Source organism: Streptomyces sp. 5-10, assembly GCF_014712245.1.
GTDB lineage: Bacteria > Actinomycetota > Actinomycetes > Streptomycetales > Streptomycetaceae > Streptomyces > Streptomyces violaceusniger.
Map to the genome: position 1 here is coordinate 15,071 of NZ_JACVYG010000072.1, position 19,418 is coordinate 34,488.

The window sequence follows — 19,418 nt, forward strand, 5'->3', positions numbered from 1 at the left end:
GGCGTGGACTTCCAGCTCACGGACGACCAGCGGGCGCTGCGGACGGGCATGCGCGAACTCCTGGAACGGCGCTTTCCGCGGGCCCGGCTGCGGGCGGTGGTGGACGGGGACGCGGCGCGGGGCGACGGGATGGCGGAGGGGGGCGACGGGGCGGCGGAGGGGGGCGACGGGGCGGCGGCGCGGGGCGGGGAGCTGGACCGGGCGCTGTGGCGGGAGCTGGGCGCGGCCGGCCTCTTCGCGCTGCGGGTGCCGGAGTCGGCGGGCGGGGTGGGGCTGGGGCTGCCGGAGGCGGTGCTGGCCTTCGAGGAGGCGGGCCGGGCGCTGTTGCCGGGACCGCTGGTCGCGACGGAGCTGGCGGCGGGGCTGTGGGCGGCGGGGTCGTTCGGGAGGGGGCCTGCGGGGTCTTTGGCGGCGGGTGCGGCCCAGGGCGAGACGGTGGTGACGGCGCTGGAGGAGGGCGGTGCGCCGGTCGAGCATCTGGCGTCCGCCGAGGCGGTGCTGGTGCTGGGGCCGACGGCGGTCGCGGTGATTCCGGCGGAGCAGGCGGCGCGTTCGGCGGAGCCGATGCGCTCCGTCGACCCGGCCACCCCACTGCACCGGCCAACCCCGAGCCGAACCCGGCTTGACCAGGCGGGCCAGCCCGACCGGACGGGCCAGCCCGACCGGACGGACCAGGCGGGGCCGGGGCGTTCGGGGCTCGCCGCCCGGCTGCGCCGCGAGGCGGCGCTGCTGACCGCGGCCCAACAGCTGGGCAGCGCCTCCCGTACGGTCGAGCTCGCGGTGGACCATGCCAAGCACCGCACCCAGTTCGGCCGACCGATCGGCGCCTTCCAGGCCGTACAGCATCTGTGCGCCCAGATGCTGGTTCGTGCCGAATCAGCCAGAAGTGTGGTGTATGCCGCGGCGGTCACAGAAGACCCGGGTGACATCGCGGCCGCCAAACTGCTCGCCGATGAGGCCGCCGTCCACAATGCCCGCGATTGTCTGCAAGTCCACGGCGGGATGGGCTTCACCTGGGAGGCGGACGTCCATCTCCATCTCAAGCGGGCCTGGGTGCGGGCAGGTCAGTGGCAGTCCGTGGCGGCGGCGGAGGAGGAACTGGCGGCCGGGCTCGTGTCGACCGTTGAAACATGTTTGTAGCCGGGCTCGATGGATACGCCTGAATTGTTGGGATGTCGCATTCTCTGGGAAGATCCCCAGGGCTTCCGAGGTGACCGAGCGTTGATACCAGGTTGTTTCCTAGGCGTGACTCGTCACAGGGTGGAGTCGGGCCCGGGCTCGGGTACTCTCCGTGGGGTGCGAGCGCTTATGGGGTGCGAGAGGCCCGGCGTTGCCCATGGGGCGATTCCGGGCATGACGACGTGCCCCGCTCGCCCGGGGTGCGCGACGCCCCAACCTCGATGTTCGAGTCCTCAGGACGCGTGTCGCACAGTATGCCCCACGCATACTCCTTGGCGCTGGAATATGACCGAAGCGCTTGTTGGGGTGACTGTACGTCAACCATGCTGTCGCGCACGGGGGTACCTCCCAGCGGTAGCTGGGGGAGTGTCACGGTCCGTGACCTCTTGGAGGTACAAGGCGATGTGTCTGCCGGTTCGGATGGTGTGAGCGGTGCAGGTGCTTCAGGCGCAGATGGAGGTCAGGCCCGACCCGGCGGAGGTGAGTCGTGCCCGTCGGTGGGCGCGTTCGCGGCTTGTCGGGTCCGGTATCGGAGCCGATGAGCCAGTCGCTGAGACGTTGATTCTGCTCATTTCCGAACTCGTCACCAACGCCGTGGTGCACACCGGCTGTCCGGCCGTGCTGCGGATGCTCTTCCCCGCCCAGGGGGTGAGCGGCGGGAGCGGTGCCGGGGGTGGGGTGCCGGGGCCGTTCACGAGCCGGGATGCCGGTGCGGGCACGGTCCGGGTCGAGGTCGCCGACGCCAGTGACCGTGCTCCGCGCCAGCGCTGCGCCGATGAGGAGGACACTCATGGGCGCGGTCTGGAGCTGGTCGACGGTCTCGCCGACCGCTGGGGCTGGCAGCCGGAGGGCTCCGGGAAGCGGATCTGGTGTGAAATCGACCGCGCGAAGGGCGAGGAGCAGCTCTCCAAGAAGCGAGCGGCCTCTCATGCGCCGTCACACATAGGGCGAATCAGACAAAGTCCAGACCAGGTGTTGACGTGACGTGTTCGGTTGATCACTCTAGGATCAGCGATTCGTCGCGAGGGGACGCCGAGGGCTGTGGTGTCTTTGTGGACCGTGTGTTCACGGGGACGTTCCTTGGCGAGTGCGGGTCGCGCCCCCGCTGCTGAAACAGGGCTCAGCGTCGGGAGCCGGGTGGCGGTGCGCGGTGCCGTGCTCGGGGCGCGCATGAGCGCACCGCCACCCGAAAGAGAGCGGCCCGCCGTCCCTTCCATGGGTATCGGAGAGGTCAAGGCCTCGGCGGCGTCAAGCCGTCAGAGGATCGCGACGGGTGCCACGGGCGCGCCCGTGCCGCCGACGAACGGCTCCGGCGGGGCCGACAGCAGAAAGGCGTAGCGCCCCTCCTCGGCGCAGGTCTCGGAGAGCTCCTCCAGATTCCAGTTCTGGCCCTGGAGCATGCCCATCTCGACCAGGTCGAGGGCGTGGACCGGCATCCAGAGGTCCTCGATCTCGGGTGGGAAGGCCTCGAAGGTCAGCGTGTCATTGGCGACCGCCGCCACATCCCGGGCGTGGAACCACTCGGGCGTGCGCAGGGACAGCCCCGGTGAGGGGAAGGCGTACGCCTCCTTCTCGCCCGCCAGATAGCGCTGGATCTGCCCGGTGCGGACGAGCGCGATATCGCCGGAGCGCACCCTCGTCCCGGCCAGCTCCTCGGCGGCGTCGAGGTCTTCGGGGGTGACCACATGCCCCTCGGGCAGCCGCTCGGTGCCCCGGGCCCGGGCCACATCGAGGAGCACCCCGCGCGAGACGAGGGGCCCCGCCTTGTCGATACCGCTGAAGGCGGCGCGGTCATGAGTGGTGATGGAGTCGGCGGGGCGGCCGTTGTAGATCCTGCCGGAGTGCGAGACATGGGTCAGCCCGTCCCAGTGGGTACCGGCCTGGAGCCCCATCGTCACGGCGTCGTCGCTGGTCGCCACCGTGCCCGGGCCGAACATCTCGAAGTTGACCGCGATCATCGTATGCAGCGGGTTGACCCGCCCGGGGATCATTCCGGTCTGGATGCCGTCCTGCCGCAGCGGTACCGCGAGCGGTATGCGACGGCCGGTCCGTATCGTCGCGGCGGCGTCCCGGACCACGGCATCGGTGATCAGGTTGAGCGTGCCGATCTCGTCCGCCGTCCCCCAGCGACCCCAGTTGTTGACCCGCTTGGCGATCTCGTGGAACTCGGCTGGCAGCGACATGGCGTCTCCTTCGGTGTTCCCGGTCGACGTTTGTGCGCGGGGGCTTGTACTCGGGCCGCGTCTGCTCAAAAATCTAACGGACCGTCAGAAACTCCGGGAGGGGATGCGACGTGGGCAACTTCTTGGACGGCAAGGTGGTCGCCGTCACCGGGGCCGGACGCGGTATCGGACGTGCGGTGGCCCTCGCCTGCGCGGCCGAGGGGGCACAGGTCGTCGTCAACGACTACGGAGTCTCGATCGAGGGCGGCGAACCGAGCAGCGAGGTCGCCGAGGCCGTGGTCAAGGAGATCGCGGCGGCGGGCGGCGAGGCGGTCGCGGTCGCCGACGACGTCTCGACCATGGCCGGTGGCCAGCGGATCGTGGACACCGCGCTGGAGCGGTACGGACGGCTGGACGGGGTCGTCTGCGTCGCCGGGATCCTGCGCGAGCGGATGCTCTTCAACATGTCCGAGGAAGAGTGGGACCCGGTCGTCGCCACCCATCTCAAGGGCACCTTCACGGTCTTCCGGGCGGCGTCGGCGGTGATGCGCCGCCAGCGCTCCGGCACCCTGATCGGTTTCACCAGCGGCAACCACCAGGGCAGCGTCGCCCAGGCCAACTACGCCTCCGCCAAGGGCGGGATCATCTCCCTGGTGCGCAGCGCAGCGCTGGGGCTGCACAAGTACGGCGTCACGGCGAACTGTGTCGCCCCGGTCGCCCGCACCCGGATGTCCGCCAACGTGCCGATGGAGCTCAAGGAGATCGGCGAGCCGGAGGACGTGGCGGCCCTGGTCGTCTATCTGCTGAGCGAACGCGCCCGCGCGGAGCGGATCACCGGGCAGGTCTATACGATCGCGGGCCCCAAGATCGCGGTCTGGGCCCAGCCCCGCGAACTGCGCGCGGGATACGCCGAGGGCGCCTGGACCCCGGAGAAGATCGCCGACTTCCTCCCGGGCACGGTCGGCACCGACCCCATGCCGATGCTGGCCCAGCTGGAGGCCATGGCCCAGGCCGCCGCCGACGGCCGGCGCCCCAACGCCTGACCCCGGCAAGGGCGAGGCGTGCCGGGAACACCCACCAGGGCCGACGAGGGGAGAGGCTGTGGACTTCGCTTTCGGGCCGGAGGACGAGCGGTTCCGTGCCGAGGCGCGCGACTGGCTGGCCGAGCACTTCACCGGCCCGTTCGCCGCCCTCAAGCAGCAGACCGGCGGCCACCCCGGTGAGGGGCACGGCGACATGGCGGTCCGCCGCGCCTGGGAACGTGAACTCGGCACGGGGGGCTGGATCGGCCTGGGCTGGGACCGTACGGACGGGGCGTACGGCAACCGCGCCGCGACGCTGACCCAACAGGTCGTCTGGGCCGAGGAGTACGCCCGCGCCGGGGCGCCCGGCCGGCTGGGCCATATCGGCGAGAACCTCCTCGGGCCCACCCTGCTCGCCCATGGCGACTCCGCCCAGCGCACCCGCTTCCTGCCGCCCATCGCCCGAGGCGAGGAGGTGTGGTGCCAGGGCTACAGCGAACCCGACGCCGGTTCGGACCTCGCCGGGCTGCGGACCCGCGCCGTCCGCGACCCGGGCGAGCGCACCTATCGCATCACCGGGCAGAAGATCTGGACCTCCCTCGCCCATGAGGCCGACTGGTGCTTTGTGCTGGCGCGCACCGAGGAGGGCTCACAGCGCCATCATGGACTCTCCTTTCTGCTGGTGCCCATGGACCAGCCGGGACGGATCGAGGTGCGGCCGATCCGGCAGCTGACCGGGACCGCTGAGTTCAACGAGGTGTTCTTCGACGGGGCCGTGGCCCGCTCCGAACACCTCGTCGGCGGCGCGGGCCACGGCTGGCGCGTGGCCATGAGCCTGCTGGCGGTGGAGCGCGGGGTCTCCACCCTGGTCCAGCAGATCGGCTTCGCCCAGGAGCTGAGCCGGGTGGTGCGGCTGGCGCTGGAGACCGGCGCGGCGGAGGAGCCCGTCCTGCGCGACCGGCTGATACGGCAGTGGGCCGAGCTCAAGGCCATGCGCTGGAACGCCCTGCGCACCCTGGGCAGCGCACAGAGCCCCGCCCCGAACTCCGCCCGGCCGGCCCGGGACCCCGCCCCGCGGAAGGCCGCCCCCCATGACCTCCCTCCGAGGAACGCGGACCCCCGGGCCACCGGCTCACCCGACCCGGGCTCACCCGCCCCCGGCCCCCAGTACTCCGGCCCGCAGGACCCCGGCGCGCCCAGCGTCGCCAAGCTGCTGTGGGGCGGCTGGCATCAGCGGCTCGGCGAGCTGGCCGTGCAGGTGAGAGGCGCCGCGGCCGCACTCGGCCCGGCGCGCTGGACCGCCGGCCGGCCGTACGAACTCGACGCCTTCCAGCGTCTCTTCCTCTTCTCCCGCGCCGACACCATCTACGGCGGCTCGGACGAGATCCAGCGCACCATCATCGCCGAGCGCGTACTTCACCTCCCCAAGGAATCACGCCGATGACGAAGACCTACGCGCACTGGATCGGCGGCTCGTGGCGGGCTCCCGGGAACGGGCACTACCCCGTCATCAACCCCGCCACCGAGGAAACCGTCGGCCATGCCCCCGAGGCCGACCCGGCCGATGTGGACGCCGCGGTCCGGGCCGCCCGGGCCGCGTACGACGGCTGGTCGCGCACCGCCCCGAAGGAGCGCGCCGCCGTACTCGACCGGGCCGCCGATCTGCTCGCCGAGCACGCCCCGGACCTGGTGCCCCTCGTCCAGGCGGAGACCGGGGCGACGCTGCGCGTCACCTCGTCCCTCCAGGTGCCCCCGGCGATCGACCGCTTCCGCCGCTATGCGCGCGGCGCCCTCGAACCGGACACCGTGCCGCTGGCCCCGCTGCCCGTGGCCGCCACCCCGCTGGCGCCCGGCGGGCTGATCGGGGCGGCAGCGGTCCGCCGTCCCCTGGGTGTCGTCTGCTGCATCACCTCCTACAACTTCCCTCTCACGAATCTCGCGGGCAAGGTGGCCCCGGCCCTGGCCATGGGCAATACGGTCGTGGCCAAACCCGCGCCGCAAGATCCGCTGTGCTGTCTCGAACTCGGCCCCCTGCTGAAGGAGGCCGGGCTCCCGGACGGTGCCTTCAATGTCGTCACCGGCTCGCGCGCGGCCGCCGGCGAGGCGCTGGTCGCGCACCCCGGTGTCGACATGGTCAGCTTCACCGGATCCACCGCCGTGGGGAAGAAGATCGCCGAATCCGCGGGGCGGTCGATGAAACGCACCCTGATGGAACTCGGGGGCAAGGGCGCGGCCATCGTCCTGGGGGACGCCGACGAGCGAGTGATCGCGTCGGCGGTCGGGGCGGTCGGTTCGACCTTCTCCTTTCACAGCGGGCAGATCTGCACGGCGCCGACCCGTGTGCTCGTCCATCGATCGCTGTACGAGAAGGTCATCGCCGCACTCACACACTACGCAGAGTCACTGAAGATCGGGGACCCTGTGGATAACTCCACGGTCGTCGGTCCGTTGATCTCCGCCGCGCAGCGCGATCGCGTCGAGGCGTATGTCTCCGGCGCCCGTGAGCAGGGCGCCCGGATCGTCGTGGGCGGCGAACGCCCCGCGCTCAAGCCCGGCTTCTACGTGGCCCCCACCCTCATCGCCGACGCCGACCCCGCGATGACCGTCGCGCGCGAGGAGCTGTTCGGCCCGGTCGTCGTGGCTCTGCCCTTCGACGACGAGGACGAGGCGGTGCGGATCGCCGACGCCACCCCCTACGGCCTCTACGACTACGTCTTCAGCGCCGACGCGGGCCGCGCCTGGGCCCTGGCCGCCCGTCTGCGCAGCGGAAACGTCGGCATCAACACCGCCCAGCGCCACCCCGAGACACCGTTCGGCGGCTTCAAGGAAAGCGGAGTCGGCCGCGACGGCGGCTCGTTCGGCCTGCACGCGTACAGCGAACTCCAGTCGCTGGTCTGGGTCGCCTGAGGCACCGGAAGGGTGATGAGGATGAGGGGCGTCATCTTCGACGGCACCGCGCCGCGCGTGGTCGGGGACTTGGCGGTGCGCGACCCCGGCCCCGGCGAGGTGCTGGTGCGCATCGCCGCCGCCGGGCTGTGCCACAGCGATCTGTCGGTCGTCGACGGCACCATCCCCTTCCCCCTCCCCGTGGTCCTCGGCCACGAGGGCGCGGGCGTGGTCGAGCAGGTCGGGCCGGGCGTCACCCATGTCGCGCCCGGTGATCATGTGGCGCTCTCCACCCTCGCCAACTGCGGGACCTGCGCCGACTGCGCCCGGGGCCGCCCCACCATGTGCCGCGCGGCGATCGGCCGGCCGACCCGGCCGTTCCGCCGCGGTGACGAGCGGCTGTACAACTTCGCCTCGAACTCCGCCTTCGCCGAGCGCACCCTCGTCACCGCCGTCCAGGTGGTGCCGATCCCCGAGGACATTCCGCTCGTCCCCGCCGCCCTCATCGGCTGTGCCGTCCTCACCGGCGTCGGCGCCGTGCTCAACCGCGCCAAGGTGGACCGCGGTGAGTCGGTCGTCGTCATCGGCAGCGGCGGCATCGGTCTCAATGTGCTGCAGGGGGCCCGGATCGCCGGGGCGTCGCCCATCGTCGCCGTGGACTCCAACCCCGCCAAGGAGCCGATGGCCCGCCGGTTCGGCGCGACCCACTTCGTCCCCTCCGCCGACGCCGTACGGGAGATCCTGCCGACCGGCGCGGACCACGCCTTCGAATGCGTCGGCTCCACCCGGCTCATCCGCCAGGCCGTCGATCTGCTCGACCGGCACGGCCAGGCGGTGCTGCTCGGGGTGCCGCCCGCCGACGCCGAGGCGGCCTTCCGCGTCTCCTCCATGTATCTGGACAAGTCCATCCTGGGCTGCCGCTACGGCTCCTCACGGCCACAGGCCGACATCGCGCTGTACGCCGACCTCTACCGGCAGGGGCGGCTGCTGCTGGACGAACTCGTGAGCAGGACTTACCCGTTGGAGGACTTCGCCAAGGCCGCCGACGACGCCCACCACGGCCGGGTGGCGCGCGCCGTGCTCACGTTCTGAACGGGCGTCCGGTGCGTCTGGCGACGAGGGCTGTTCACCCTGCCTTCCCGTCGCCGTTGCCCCGCTCGTGGGCCTCGCCGGTTACGTTGCCCTGGTGGAACGTTCCCGCCTGGATGGCGCAGCCGATGTGACAGCCGATGTGACAGCCGAGACGGCAGCCGATATGGACACCCCTCCCACCGTGGTCTTCGACCTCGGCGAGGTGCTGACGCGGCCGCGCGGTCTGTCCGGTCTGGAGGAGCGGCTGGCCGCGCTGCTCGGCGTCGAGGAAGCGGCGTTCGCCCAGGCGTACTGGGCGCATCGCGACGCCTACGACCTCGGCAGCTCCGACACCGCCTACTGGTCGGCCGTGGCCGGCGCGCTCGGCGCCCCGCTGCGCCCCGGCACGGTCGACGCGCTCGTGAGCGCCGAAGTCGAGATCTGGACACGGCTCGACGGGCCCTCCCACGCCCTGGTGGCGGACCTGAAGCGGCAGGGCACCCGTCTCGCGCTGCTGTCGAACGCCCCCCATGCGCTGGCCCGGACCGCCGAGCGCAGCGACTGGTCCGCGCACTTCGACCGGCTGATGTTCTCGGCGGACCACGGCCTCGCCAAGCCCGACCTCGCCGTCTACCAGCGGATGACCGAGCTTCTCGGCACACCGCCGGAGCGTGTCCTCTTCTTCGATGACCGCCGTAAGAACGTCGACGCGGCCAGGGAGTACGGCTGGGACGCCCATCTGTGGACCGGGGCCACGGCCGCCCGCGCCGTCCTCGCCGACCGAGGCCTGCTGCCCCACGGGCCGACCCCGGACGGCTCCATGAGCTGTGGTACTGGTAGCCGGTGACGGAGGAAAAGGCCAATAGGGCGCCCACGATCATCGACATAGCGCGGGAAGCGGGGGTGTCGAAGTCCGCGGTCTCCCGGGCCCTGCTGGGACAGGGACGCATCAGCGAGGAGGCCCGCTCGCGCATCCTCGACGCCGCCCAGCGGCTCGGCTACGTCAAGAACGCCATGGCGCAGGGGCTGGTCGCGCAGCGGACGCACACCCTGGGGGTGCTCGTCCGCGACGCCGTCCGCCCCTTCTACGGGCAACTCCACGCGGCCCTCCAGGGGCGCGCCATCGAAGGCGGCTACAGGGTCGTCACCGCCACCGGCGTACGGGACTTCGCCCTCGCCGAGGAGCGCCGTGCCCTGCAGACGCTCCTCTCCCTGAGGGTCGAGGGTCTGGTGGTGTGCAGCGGTCTGCTTCCGGCCCGGGACATCGCCCCCTTCGTCGAACGGGTGCCGACGGTCGTCGCCGGGCGGCCGGAGCCGCATCCGGCGATCAACAGCGTCTACTGCGACGAGGAGGACGGCGCGGAGCAGCTCGTGGACCACCTGGTGTCCCTCGGGCACCGCCGGGTGGCCGTGCTGCTGGTGCCGGAGACGCTGTCCTTCACGCAGTACGCCCGTACCGCCGCGATGGTGAACGGCCTGCGGGAACGCGGTGTCGACACGGTCGTCACCGAACTGGCCGACGGCCGGGAAGCCCCCGCCGACGCGGTGCCCGCACTGCTCGCGGACCGCGAGATCACAGCGATCATGTGCCCCCAGGACGACGCCATGGTCAGCGTCCTGGAACGGCTCCGTCGAGCCGGAGTGCGGGTGCCCGACGACATGTCGGTCACCGGCTTCGACGGCATCGGGCCGCTCACCACCCCGCTCCTCGGGCTGACCACGCTGCGCCAGCCGTTGGACGAGGTCGGCCGACGCGCCATCGACCTGCTGCTGGAGCTGCGCGAGGACCGCTCCATGCCCACCCGCCACATCCCCCTGCGCGGGGCGCTGGTGGCCGGAACCACCACCGCCCCACCCCCGCCCCATCCCGCGCGGCGCTGAATCCGGGGCCCGCCCGCCGGAACCGCGCCGCTGACGTACCGGAGAAACCATGTCCGCGCCCTCGGCCGCCTCGTCCTTCCGCTACGGCGTCTTCCTCCGCCCCGACCCCGGCACCTGCGCCCTGCTGACCGATCTCCATCTGCTGCTCAGGCAGCAGTACGGGCTGGTCTCCTGCGCGGCCTACCCGCCCCACGCCACCCTGGTGGGCAATATGCCCACCGACGCGCCGGAGGACGAGCTGACCGATCGGATCGGTACGGCGCTGGCGGGCACCGTCTCCTTCACCGCGTACAACGTGGGCATCGAGAAGGGCGGAGGAGGCATCGGGTTCAATCTGCACGGCCTGCCCGATGGCTCCCCGAACCCCGGGATCACCGCCCTGCTCGACACGGTGCGCCGGGCGGTGGCGCCCGTGGCCAGGCCGATGGACCACTACCGCGCCAACCCGCTGGACCCCGGCCGCTTCCGCGCGCATCTGTCGATCGCCTCCCATGAGCTGCTGCTGCGCCCCGAACTCCGGCCGGAAATCCTCGATTTCGTCGAGGGCCTGGGATGGGAGCCGCCGCGGAGCTTCACGGCCGACACGGTCTCGCTGTTCCGCTTCCGGAGCCCGGACTGGCATGCGCAGTGGTGGCTCCATATGACCTGGGACCACGTCCGCAGCTGGCGCCTGGAGCCGGGCGCGGCGGTGACCCTCGATGCCGCGTGACGCCCCCGCGACCTCCCCGCGCCGGGGGCGTTGCGTCCCCGAGGCGTCGCTCCGGCGGCAGGGCCGCGCCCGAGGCCACGTGTCGTCACTGAGGACGTTCGTCGGGCCGTAACCTTTCGGCCGCCCCCAGGACGTCGGTGCCGCATAGCTTTTCAGCCATGTGCGGGAACGTTCCACCACTGAAGCGCGCGAGCCCTCGTCGCCCCCGGCTCGGCCCCTGGCTGACCGTGCCGACCCTGCTGTTGATCGCTGTCTTCCTCTACTGGCCCCTGGGGCGCGGCATTTGGCTGAGCACCCGGGGGACCGACCTGCTCGGCAATCCGACCCGCTCGGTCGGGTTCGACAACTACACCCAGCTGCTGACCGACCCGGCGAGCCGCCGCGTGCTGCTCACCACGCTCACCCTCACGGTCGCCAGCGTGGCCATGGCCACGGCGGGGGCGCTGGCGGCCGTGCTGCCGCTGCGCCGCCGCATCGCCGGACGCCGCCTCTTCCAGCTCGTCTTCTCCCTTCCCTTCGCCTACTCCGCCGCCTCGGCCTCGGCCTGTTTCGCCGGGCTGTTCGCCCCGTCGGTCGGCACGCTCAACCACGTCCTGGCAAAGCTGGGGTACGAGGGTCCGCCGTGGCTGCAGTCCCCGGGGTGGGCGATGCTGTGCGTGGCCCTGGCGACCGCCTGGTACGAGTTCGGGTTCGCCGTCCTCGTTCTGACGGCCGCTGTCCGGAATCTGCCCTCGGAGGTCCTGGAGGCCGCGGAGCTGGACGGGGCGAGCGGTGTGCGGCTGGTGCGCAGCGTGATCGTGCCGTTGATCTCGCCCAGCCTGTTCTTCCTCGCCGTCACCCAGACGATCAGCGGACTGCAGATCTTCACGCAGGTTCAGGTGCTCACCCGGGGCGGCCCCTCCGACGCGACGACCACCCTGGTCGTGGAGTTGTATCGGCGGGCCTTCGGCGGCGGGGTGCCCGACTACGGCCGGGCCTCGGCCATCGCGGTCGTACTGCTGGCGCTCGTCCTGCTCGTCACCGCCGTGCAGTTCCTCGTCCTCAACCGCCGGGTGACCACCTCATGACCGTCTCCACGACACCCACGCGCCCCACGGTCGCCGAGGCCACCGCGGCGGCCCGAAGGCCGCGGAGGTCGCGACCCCCGCTGCGCGCACGCGACATGGTGCGCTGGTTCTGGCTCGTCGCCCTTACGGTCGTCATCGGCTTCCCGGTCTACGTCACGCTGCTGACCGGGTTGCTGCCGCCGCAGGACGTGGCGCACGGAACGCTGCTGCCCACCCGGCTGACCCTGGACAACTTCCGTGAGGCGCTGCGCAATGTGCCCTTCGGGCAGCAGTACGTCGTCAGCGTGCTCGTCACCGCCCTGCAGACGGGCGGCCAGCTGCTGACGTCCTCACTGGCCGCGTACGCCCTGGTGTTCCCGCGCTGGAGGGGGCGCGCGGTGGCGTTCGCCGTGATCGTCGCCACCCTGGCGATCCCCGGTGAAAGCCTGGTCATCCCGAACTACGAACTCGTCACCGGCCTCGGGCTGCGCGACTCCCTTCTCGGGATCACCTTGCCGTTCCTGGCCGCCGGGTACCCGGTCTTCCTGCTGCGGCAGGCGTTCCTCACCCTCCCCCGGGAGGTGTGGGAGGCGGCGCGGCTGGACGGCTGCGGCGATCTGCGCTGCCTCTTCCTCGTCGTCCTCCCGATGGCCAGGCCGCAGGTGACCGCGGCCACCCTGTGGAGCGCGCTGGCCGCCTGGAACGGCTACTTCTGGCCCCTGCTCATCACCGACTCCCCGGACCGGCGCACCGTCCAGGTGGGGATCTCCCAGCTGGTCAACGCCGAGTCGACCAGCCCCGGCGTGATCTACGCCGGTACCACCCTCGTCCTCCTTCCCACCCTCCTGCTCGTCATCGTGGGCCAGCGCTTCCTGCTCCGCGGCCTCGCCCGCACCTCCCCGCGCTGACACCGCTCTCCCCACCTCCCCGCACCCCTTTCCCAGATGCCCTTCCCGGAGGAACACCACCATGCGCAGAAGCGCGTCCGTCCTCGCCGCCCTCGTGGCGCTGACCGCCCTCAGCGGCTGCGGCGGCAACGGTAAGAACGACACCGGCGATTCCGGCCAGGCCCCCGGCCCCGCGGCCCTCAAGGCCGCCAAGGGGCCCGTCACCGTCACCCTGTGGCACGGCCTCGGCGACACCAACGCCGTGGCGCTCCAGAAGCTCGTCGACCGGTTCAACGCCCAGCACCGCGGCAAGATCGAGATCAAGGCCGTCTACCAGGGCCAGTACCCCGACGTGCTCGCCAAGTACACCGCCGCCATCCGCGACAAGAGCACCCCGAGCCTGCTGCTCTCCTACGACATCAGCACCGGCTTCCTGCACGACGCGGGCCAGACCGTGCCCGCCCAGGACCTGGCCGAGGCCAACCCCGGCACGCTGTCCCTGGACGACATCCGGCCCGCCGCGCGCAACTACTACAGCGCCCAGGGCAAGTTGATGGCCGTCCCCTTCAACACGTCGATGCCGATGCTCTACGTCAACGACGACCTGCTGAAGAAGGCGGGGCTGCCCGCGAACACGCCCCTGAACACCCTGGACCAGGTGGTCGCCGCCGCGAAGACCGTCCACCGTAAGGTGCCGAAGGCCGGGGGTCTGGTCCAGCCCTTCGACACCTGGTGGATCGAGCAGCTGACCGCCGCCGCCGGAGTGCCCTACTGCGGGCCCGACAACGGCCGTAAGGGCAGCACCGCGTCCAGTGTGAAGCTCACCAGCCCGCAGCAGCGCAAGGCCATCGGCGCCGTGAGCGACCTCTACACCAGCGGCGCCGGACTGGACACCGGTGAGGACGGCTCCAACGCCGTGACCGCCTTCCAGCAGGGCAAGGTCGCGATGATGTTCAACAGCAGCGGAGCCGCCGGGAAGGTCAAGGAGGGCGCCGACTTCCCCTACCGGGCCCTGCCCTATCCGCTGTCCGGTCCGGCCGCGACCTCCGGGCCCGTCGTCGGCGGCGCGGCCCTGTGGGTCAACGGCCCCGGCCACAGCGCCGCCGAGCAGGCCGCCTCCTGGCAGGTGGCCGCCTTCCTGGCCTCGCCCGCGTCCCAGGAGGAGTTCAGCCGCGCGACCGGCTACGCGCCCATCAACAAGAAGGTGGACGCCCTGCCCGGCCAGCGGAAGACCCTCGCCGCCCGGCCCGATCTCAAGGCCGTCATCGACCAGTTCAACAAGACGCCCGCCACCACGGCCACGGCGGGATGCCTGACCGGCGCGATGCCCACCGTGCGCACCGATGTGCTCGGCCCGATCCAGTCCGCCTTCGCCGGGAAGACGCCGCTGGACACCGCGCTGAAGAACGCCGAATCCGCCGCCAACCGCGACATCGATCGCTACCGGGAGCAGGCAGGTCAGTGATGCGAGACAACCCCCATCGCTACGGAGTCTTCCTCCGCCCCGATCCGCAGACCTGCGCGGTGCTCGCGCGGCTGCACCTGCTCATGAAGCAGCAGTACGGCCTCGTCTCGTGCGCGGCGTTCCCGCCCCACGCGACCCTGGCGGGCAATGTGCACGCCACGGTCACCGAGGAGGAGCTGATCGCGGCGCTGGACCCGCTGCTGTCCGAGACCACGTCGTTCACCACGTACAACTCCGGTATCGACCGGCACGGCAAGGGGTTCGCGTACAACGTGCACCATCTGCCGGACGGGACGCCCAACCCCGAGATGGTCGACCTGGCGGTCTCGGTGAACGCCGCGCTGGCGCCGGTGTCGTCCGTTCAGCCGGACTTTCTCTTCAAACCCTTCGACCCGGCGGAATTCCGGGCGCATCTGTCCGTGGCCTCCCATGAGCTGACCCTGCGGCCCGACCTCTACGAGGAGATCGGGGAGTTCCTGGACACTCTGGTCGCGGACCCGCCCAAGCGGTTCACCGCCGAGACCATCTCGCTGTTCCGCTTCCGCAGCGGCGACTGGAACGCGCAGTGGTGGCGGGACATGACCTGGGTGCACGTCCGCAGCTGGCGGCTCCAGGGCGCCGAGGCGGCCGTGTGAGGGCGTGGGAGTGGCCCTGTGACGGCGCGGGAGTGGTCCTGTGGCGCCACGGGAGCCCGTGACGGCGAGAGAGCGGTCATGACGGGCTGAGCGGCCTTACGCGCGGGCGTCGGCGCCGGAAGCGGTACCGGCCTCGGCGCCCGCGCGGAAGGTGCGGCGGTAGGCCGTGGGAGAGACCCCCACGGCCGCCTGGAAGTGCTGGCGCAGGGACGCGGGGGAGCCGAAACCGGCCTCGCGCGTCACCTGGTCCACCGACAGATCGGTGCCCTCCAGGAGATGACGGGCCCGCTCGACCCGCTGCTGGGTCAGCCACTGGCCCGGGCTGACGCCGACCTCCTCGCGGAAGCGACGGGTGAACGTCCGTACGCTCATCGACTCCTGGGCGGCCAGTTCCCGCAGCGAGATGGGCCGGTCCAGCCGGCCGAGCGCCCAGGCGCGGGCCGTCGTCGTGGTGGCCTGCTGGGGTTCGGGCAGCGGGCGCGGGATGTACTGGGCCTGGCCGCCGTCGCGGTGGGGCGGTACCAGGCTGCGCCGGGCGACGTCGTTGGCGACGGCCGTGCCGTGGTCGCGCCGCACCAGATGCAGACACAGGTCGATCCCCGAGGCGACACCGGCCGAGGTGAGCACATCGCCGTCGTCCACGAACAGCACGTTCGGATCGACATCGACGGTCGGGAAGAGGCGCTGGAAGCGGTCGGCGCTGGACCAATGGGTGGTGGCCGGGCGGCCGTCGAGAAGCCCCGCGGCGGCCAGCACGAACGAACCGGTGCAGATGGACACCCAGCGCACGCCCGGCCGGGCATGGGCCAGCGCGCTGCCGAGCGACTCGGTCATCACGCCCTCCTCGTGGACCGGGCCGAGTTCGTACGAGGCGGGCACCACGATGGTGTCGGCCTCGGCGAGGGCCTCCGGGCCGAGCTCCACGGCGATCGGGAAGTCGGCGTCCGTGGGCACCAGACCGGGCTCGGGGGTGCAGGTGACCACCTCGTACAGCCGTCGGCGGTCGGCGGAGCGGGCCTTGCCGAAGATCCGGTACGGAATGCCCAGCTCGAAGGGGATCACGCCGGGGAGGGCGAGAACGACGACGCGATGGCGCTCGTCGGTGGTCCCGGGTGGGGAGTGGGGCGCGGATCGGGGTTGGGGTGGGGACACTTCCGGCCTCCCGTCGTTCGGACACGGCCCGAAAGGGGCATGGCCCGATCCTAGCGAATGCTGTCCCTCGGGCCACTCGTCCGTGCCGACCAGCTGCTCGATGCTGGTCCGGTGACGCAGACGACCGAGCTCTCCGATCCCCCCGAACAGGACGAACAGCCGGAACGGCCCGCCCGGCCCACACGGCGGGCCCTCCTACACCTACCGCACCGTGCCTGGTCGGTCGCCGCCATCGCCTTTGTGACGATCATCGGCGCGGCCGGATTCGCCTCCCTGCCCGGTCTGCTCATCGACCCGCTCCATGAGGAATTCGGCTGGTCGCGCGGCACGATCGGGTTCGCGGTCTCCGTCAACCTCGCCCTCTATGGGCTCACCGCTCCCTTCGCCGCCGCCCTGATGGATCGCTTCGGCATCCGTAAGGTCGTCGCGGCCGCGCTCGTCGTCATCGCGACCGGTGGCGGCCTTACGGTCTTCATGAGCGAGCCCTGGCAGCTCATCCTGTGCTGGGGTGTGCTGGTCGGCCTCGGCAGTGGCTCCATGGCGCTGGCCTTCGCCGCGACCGTGACCAACCGGTGGTTCGTGGCCCGGCGCGGGCTGGTCACCGGCATCCTCACGGCGGGCGGGGCCTCCGGGCAGCTGATCTTCCTCCCGCTGCTCTCCTGGATCGTCGAAGGGCACGAATGGCGGCCCGCCGCGATCACCGTCTCGGTCGCCGCGCTGGCGATCGTGCCCCTCGTCTGGCTGCTGCTGCGGGACTACCCCACGGACGTGGGCCTCGCCGCGTACGGCGCCGACGGGCCGCCCGCCCCGCGGCCCGCGCCCCGGCGCGGTGCGGCCCGGCGGGCCGTCAAGGCCCTCACCTCGGCCTCGCGCACCGGCTCCTTCTGGTTGCTCGCGGGGACCTTCGCGATCTGCGGCGCGTCCACGAACGGCCTCGTCAAGACCCACTTCGTGCCCGCCGCGCATGACCACGGCATGCCGGTGACGGCCGCCGCGAGCCTGCTCGCCGTCATCGGCGTCTTCGACATCGTGGGGACGGTGGCCTCCGGCTGGTTCACCGACCGCTTCGACGCGCGACGGCTGCTGGCCGTGTACTACGCGCTGCGCGGGCTCTCGCTGATGTTCCTGCCGATCCTGCTGGACGACGTGGTCCATCCGCCGATGCTCTTCTTCATCGTCTTCTACGGCCTCGACTGGGTCGCCACCGTGCCGCCGACGATGGCGCTGTGCCGGGAGCAGTACGGGGAGGACAGTGCGATCGTCTTCGGCTGGGTGCTCGCCTCCCACCAGGTGGGGGCCGGGGTCGTGGCCTTCGTGGGCGGCGCGGCGCGGGACACCTTCGGCTCGTACGACCTGGTCTGGTACGGCTCGGGGGCGCTGTGCGCGATCGCCGCGCTGATGTCGCTGGTCATCCGGCGCGGCCCGGGCGCGAAGACCGCGTCGGCGACGGTCTAGGGGCCGACGGATCTCGGCGCCTGCGGCGGGCCACGCGGCGGAGCCGCATATCGGTGCTTCCCCCTCCCCGCCCCTTCCCTCAACTGGGGCTCCGCCCCAGACCCCGGGGGCCCAGGGGCGAAGCCCCTGCCACGTGGCGGAGCCGCATATCGATGCTGCGGGAAGGGGCGGGGAGGGGAACCGGCCGGACACCCCGTAAGGCCGCCTGGGCCTNCGGCCGGACACCCCGTAAGGCCGCCTGGGCCTACGCGAACGGGCGGCCTCAGGGAAGCGCCGTGAACTCCCCGAAGGAGCCGCGGTGGAAGAGCAGCGGCCCCGATCGCGCGGCGGGCGCGTCCGTGCCCAGGGCCCGGACGCGGCTCACCACGACCAGATGGTCGCCGCCCGTGTGCACGGCGTGGATCGCGCAGTCGATCCACGCCGGGACGTCCGCGAGCCGCGGTGAGCCGGTGACCGGGGACGGCTCGTAGCGGACGCCCGCGAACTTGTCGGGGCGCCGCGAGCCGCTGACCGCGAAGGAGCGGCACAGCTCGCCCTGGTGCGCGCCCAGGACATTGACGCAGAAGACGCCGGCGCGGGCGATGCGCGGCCAGGTCGTGGAGGTGCGGGCCACCATGAAGGCGACCAGCGGCGGGTCCAGCGACAGCGAGGCGAAGGACTGGCAGGCGAAACCGGCCGGTCCGTTCTCGTCGGCCGTGGCGATCACGGTGACCCCGCTGGCGAAGTGGCCCAGAACACGGCGGAATTCGGCCGGGTCGACCGGGGGCCGCTCATCGTCGCGCACACAGCGCAGCTCGGGCGGGGGCAGCGGGTCGACCGGTGGTACGGAGGCGGTCGGCGAGCCGACCGCCCGGAGGTAGCGGACGGCGGTGGCGGCCATACCGGCGTGTCCCATCATGGCCCCGTCCCCCTTTCTCGCTTGCTCGGATTTCTGGCTTGCCCGGGTTCTGCCTCGCTGTCCCGGGTTCCCTGACGGCGGTTCCTCAGCGGACTCCATGGCCTCAGCGGTCTCAGCGGGCTCCGTGGCCTCAGCGGTCTCACCGGCCTCGGTACACGGGCGGCCGGCGCTCGACGAACGCGCGGACGCCCTCCTGAGCGTCGGCCGTGGTCATGTTGATCTCCTGCGCCGCCGCCTCGGCGGCGAACGCGGCCGGGCGGCCGGACTCCAGCGAGGAGTTCACCAGCGCCTTGGTGAGGGCCAGGGCACGGGTGGGCCCCGCGGCCAGGCGCTCGGCCCAGGCGCGGGCGGTCTTGGCCAGGTCGTCGTCCGGAACGACCCGGTTGACCAGGCCCAGCCGCTCGGCCTCGGCGGCGGGCAGCGCATCGCCGAAGAACATCAGCTCCTTCGCGCGCTGCGGGCCGATCAGCCGGGGGAGGAGATACGCACCGCCCCCGTCGGGGACCAGGCCGCGGCGGACGAACACCTCGATGAAGACGGCCGATTCGGCGGCCAGCACCAGATCGCAGGCGAGGGCGAGATGGGCGCCGAGCCCGGCCGCGGTGCCGTTGACCGCGGCGATCACCGGCTTCTCGCAGTCGAGGACGGCGGCGATGAGCCGCTGCGCTCCGCCGCGGATCAGCCGGGCGACATCGCCCGCGACCCGTTCGGCCCCGTCCGTCGCACCGCGCAGATCCGCTCCCGCGCAGAACCCCTTGCCGGTGGCGGTCAGCACGACGGCCCGGACGGATGGGTCCGCGGAGGCGTGGTCCAGCAGCGAAATCAGGTGTTCTCGCTGGTCGGGGGTGATGGCGTTCATCGCCGAGGGGCGGTTGAGGGTGATCCACGAGACGCCGTTGTCAGTGGTGTGCCGTAGAACGGAGTCACGTGAGTCTTCAAGGGGGGAAGAGGTCATGGCAACGCTCCATGC

The 19,418-nt window shown here is 71.9% G+C and carries 18 protein-coding genes; 14 read left to right on the forward strand and 4 right to left on the reverse strand.

Features of this window, described 5'->3' with window-relative positions:
* The first annotated feature begins 3 nt into the window (after positions 1-3).
* Positions 4-1,140, forward strand: coding sequence for an acyl-CoA dehydrogenase family protein (locus tag IEJ02_RS43215; RefSeq protein ID WP_191069790.1), 1,137 nt, complete (start codon positions 4-6; stop codon positions 1,138-1,140).
* A 471-nt stretch (positions 1,141-1,611) separates the two neighbouring features.
* The gene (locus tag IEJ02_RS43220) at positions 1,612-2,163 is read left to right on the forward strand and encodes an ATP-binding protein (RefSeq protein ID WP_191069791.1); all 552 of its coding nucleotides are present in this window, start codon (positions 1,612-1,614) and stop codon (positions 2,161-2,163) included.
* A gap of 272 nt (positions 2,164-2,435) precedes the next feature.
* Here IEJ02_RS43220 and IEJ02_RS43225 read toward each other — a convergent pair whose 3' ends face one another.
* The gene (locus IEJ02_RS43225) at positions 2,436-3,362 is read right to left on the reverse strand and encodes a cyclase family protein (RefSeq protein ID WP_191069792.1); all 927 of its coding nucleotides are present in this window, start codon (positions 3,360-3,362) and stop codon (positions 2,436-2,438) included.
* 110 nt (positions 3,363-3,472) lie between these two features.
* Here IEJ02_RS43225 and IEJ02_RS43230 point away from each other — a divergent pair, with 110 nt between their 5' ends.
* The 11 genes from IEJ02_RS43230 (at position 3,473) to IEJ02_RS43280 (ending at position 14,943) form a co-directional block, all read left to right on the forward strand.
* Entirely contained in the window at positions 3,473-4,384 is a 912-nt protein-coding gene (locus IEJ02_RS43230) for an SDR family oxidoreductase (protein WP_191069793.1), read from the forward strand.
* A 58-nt stretch (positions 4,385-4,442) separates the two neighbouring features.
* Positions 4,443-5,807 (forward strand): acyl-CoA dehydrogenase family protein, encoded by a 1,365-nt coding sequence (locus tag IEJ02_RS43235; protein WP_191069794.1) that lies wholly within the window; start codon positions 4,443-4,445, stop codon positions 5,805-5,807.
* Complete coding sequence (locus IEJ02_RS43240; RefSeq protein ID WP_191069795.1) at positions 5,804-7,270, forward strand: aldehyde dehydrogenase family protein; 1,467 nt, start codon at positions 5,804-5,806, stop codon at positions 7,268-7,270. Before IEJ02_RS43235 ends, IEJ02_RS43240 begins: the two co-directional genes overlap by 4 nt.
* Before the next feature lie 21 nt (positions 7,271-7,291).
* On the forward strand, positions 7,292-8,341 hold the full coding sequence (locus tag IEJ02_RS43245) for a Zn-dependent alcohol dehydrogenase (RefSeq protein WP_191069796.1): 1,050 nt from the start codon (positions 7,292-7,294) through the stop codon (positions 8,339-8,341).
* A gap of 94 nt (positions 8,342-8,435) precedes the next feature.
* On the forward strand, positions 8,436-9,167 hold the full coding sequence (locus IEJ02_RS43250; RefSeq protein WP_275562582.1) for an HAD family hydrolase: 732 nt from the start codon (positions 8,436-8,438) through the stop codon (positions 9,165-9,167).
* Positions 9,164-10,201 (forward strand): LacI family DNA-binding transcriptional regulator, encoded by a 1,038-nt coding sequence (locus tag IEJ02_RS43255; RefSeq protein WP_191069797.1) that lies wholly within the window; start codon positions 9,164-9,166, stop codon positions 10,199-10,201. Before IEJ02_RS43250 ends, IEJ02_RS43255 begins: the two co-directional genes overlap by 4 nt.
* A gap of 49 nt (positions 10,202-10,250) precedes the next feature.
* Positions 10,251-10,910 carry a 2'-5' RNA ligase family protein gene (locus tag IEJ02_RS43260; protein WP_191069798.1) on the forward strand — a complete coding sequence of 220 codons (660 nt, stop codon included), beginning with the start codon at positions 10,251-10,253 and terminating at the stop codon, positions 10,908-10,910.
* A 158-nt stretch (positions 10,911-11,068) separates the two neighbouring features.
* On the forward strand, positions 11,069-11,977 hold the full coding sequence (locus tag IEJ02_RS43265) for a carbohydrate ABC transporter permease (RefSeq protein WP_191069799.1): 909 nt from the start codon (positions 11,069-11,071) through the stop codon (positions 11,975-11,977).
* Positions 11,974-12,864 (forward strand): carbohydrate ABC transporter permease, encoded by an 891-nt coding sequence (locus IEJ02_RS43270; RefSeq protein ID WP_191069800.1) that lies wholly within the window; start codon positions 11,974-11,976, stop codon positions 12,862-12,864. The genes IEJ02_RS43265 and IEJ02_RS43270 overlap by 4 nt, the downstream gene beginning before the upstream one ends.
* A 61-nt stretch (positions 12,865-12,925) precedes the next feature.
* Positions 12,926-14,308, forward strand: a complete 1,383-nt coding sequence (locus IEJ02_RS43275) for an ABC transporter substrate-binding protein (RefSeq protein WP_191069801.1) — start codon at positions 12,926-12,928, stop codon at positions 14,306-14,308.
* On the forward strand, positions 14,308-14,943 hold the full coding sequence (locus IEJ02_RS43280; protein ID WP_191069802.1) for a 2'-5' RNA ligase family protein: 636 nt from the start codon (positions 14,308-14,310) through the stop codon (positions 14,941-14,943). Before IEJ02_RS43275 ends, IEJ02_RS43280 begins: the two co-directional genes overlap by 1 nt.
* A 96-nt stretch (positions 14,944-15,039) precedes the next feature.
* Here IEJ02_RS43280 and IEJ02_RS43285 read toward each other — a convergent pair whose 3' ends face one another.
* A complete protein-coding gene (locus IEJ02_RS43285) occupies positions 15,040-16,095 on the reverse strand; it encodes a GlxA family transcriptional regulator (protein WP_191069803.1) in 1,056 nt (351 codons plus the stop codon).
* Between the two features lie 111 nt (positions 16,096-16,206).
* On the opposite strand from IEJ02_RS43285, the gene IEJ02_RS43290 reads away from it, so the two are divergent.
* The gene (locus IEJ02_RS43290) at positions 16,207-17,550 is read left to right on the forward strand and encodes an MFS transporter (protein ID WP_191069804.1); all 1,344 of its coding nucleotides are present in this window, start codon (positions 16,207-16,209) and stop codon (positions 17,548-17,550) included.
* Positions 17,551-17,812: 262 nt separating this feature from the next.
* Here IEJ02_RS43290 and IEJ02_RS43295 read toward each other — a convergent pair whose 3' ends face one another.
* Both IEJ02_RS43295 and IEJ02_RS43300 read right to left on the reverse strand, forming a co-directional pair.
* Positions 17,813-18,430, reverse strand: a complete 618-nt coding sequence (locus IEJ02_RS43295) for a flavin reductase family protein (protein WP_191069817.1) — start codon at positions 18,428-18,430, stop codon at positions 17,813-17,815.
* Positions 18,431-18,587: 157 nt separating this feature from the next.
* Positions 18,588-19,403 carry an enoyl-CoA hydratase/isomerase family protein gene (locus IEJ02_RS43300; RefSeq protein ID WP_191069805.1) on the reverse strand — a complete coding sequence of 272 codons (816 nt, stop codon included), beginning with the start codon at positions 19,401-19,403 and terminating at the stop codon, positions 18,588-18,590.
* Positions 19,404-19,418: the final 15 nt, after the last annotated feature.

Coding starts and splice junctions, on each gene's coding strand:
- IEJ02_RS43225 (WP_191069792.1), bottom strand. CDS start 3,362: ATGTCGCTGCCAGCCGAGTTCCACGAGATCGCCAAGCGGGTCAACAAC.
- IEJ02_RS43240 (WP_191069795.1), top strand. CDS start 5,804: ATGACGAAGACCTACGCGCACTGGATCGGCGGCTCGTGGCGGGCTCCC.
- IEJ02_RS43245 (WP_191069796.1), top strand. CDS start 7,292: ATGAGGGGCGTCATCTTCGACGGCACCGCGCCGCGCGTGGTCGGGGAC.
- IEJ02_RS43260 (WP_191069798.1), top strand. CDS start 10,251: ATGTCCGCGCCCTCGGCCGCCTCGTCCTTCCGCTACGGCGTCTTCCTC.
- IEJ02_RS43265 (WP_191069799.1), top strand. CDS start 11,069: ATGTGCGGGAACGTTCCACCACTGAAGCGCGCGAGCCCTCGTCGCCCC.
- IEJ02_RS43270 (WP_191069800.1), top strand. CDS start 11,974: ATGACCGTCTCCACGACACCCACGCGCCCCACGGTCGCCGAGGCCACC.
- IEJ02_RS43275 (WP_191069801.1), top strand. CDS start 12,926: ATGCGCAGAAGCGCGTCCGTCCTCGCCGCCCTCGTGGCGCTGACCGCC.
- IEJ02_RS43280 (WP_191069802.1), top strand. CDS start 14,308: ATGCGAGACAACCCCCATCGCTACGGAGTCTTCCTCCGCCCCGATCCG.
- IEJ02_RS43295 (WP_191069817.1), bottom strand. CDS start 18,430: ATGGCCGCCACCGCCGTCCGCTACCTCCGGGCGGTCGGCTCGCCGACC.
- IEJ02_RS43300 (WP_191069805.1), bottom strand. CDS start 19,403: ATGACCTCTTCCCCCCTTGAAGACTCACGTGACTCCGTTCTACGGCAC.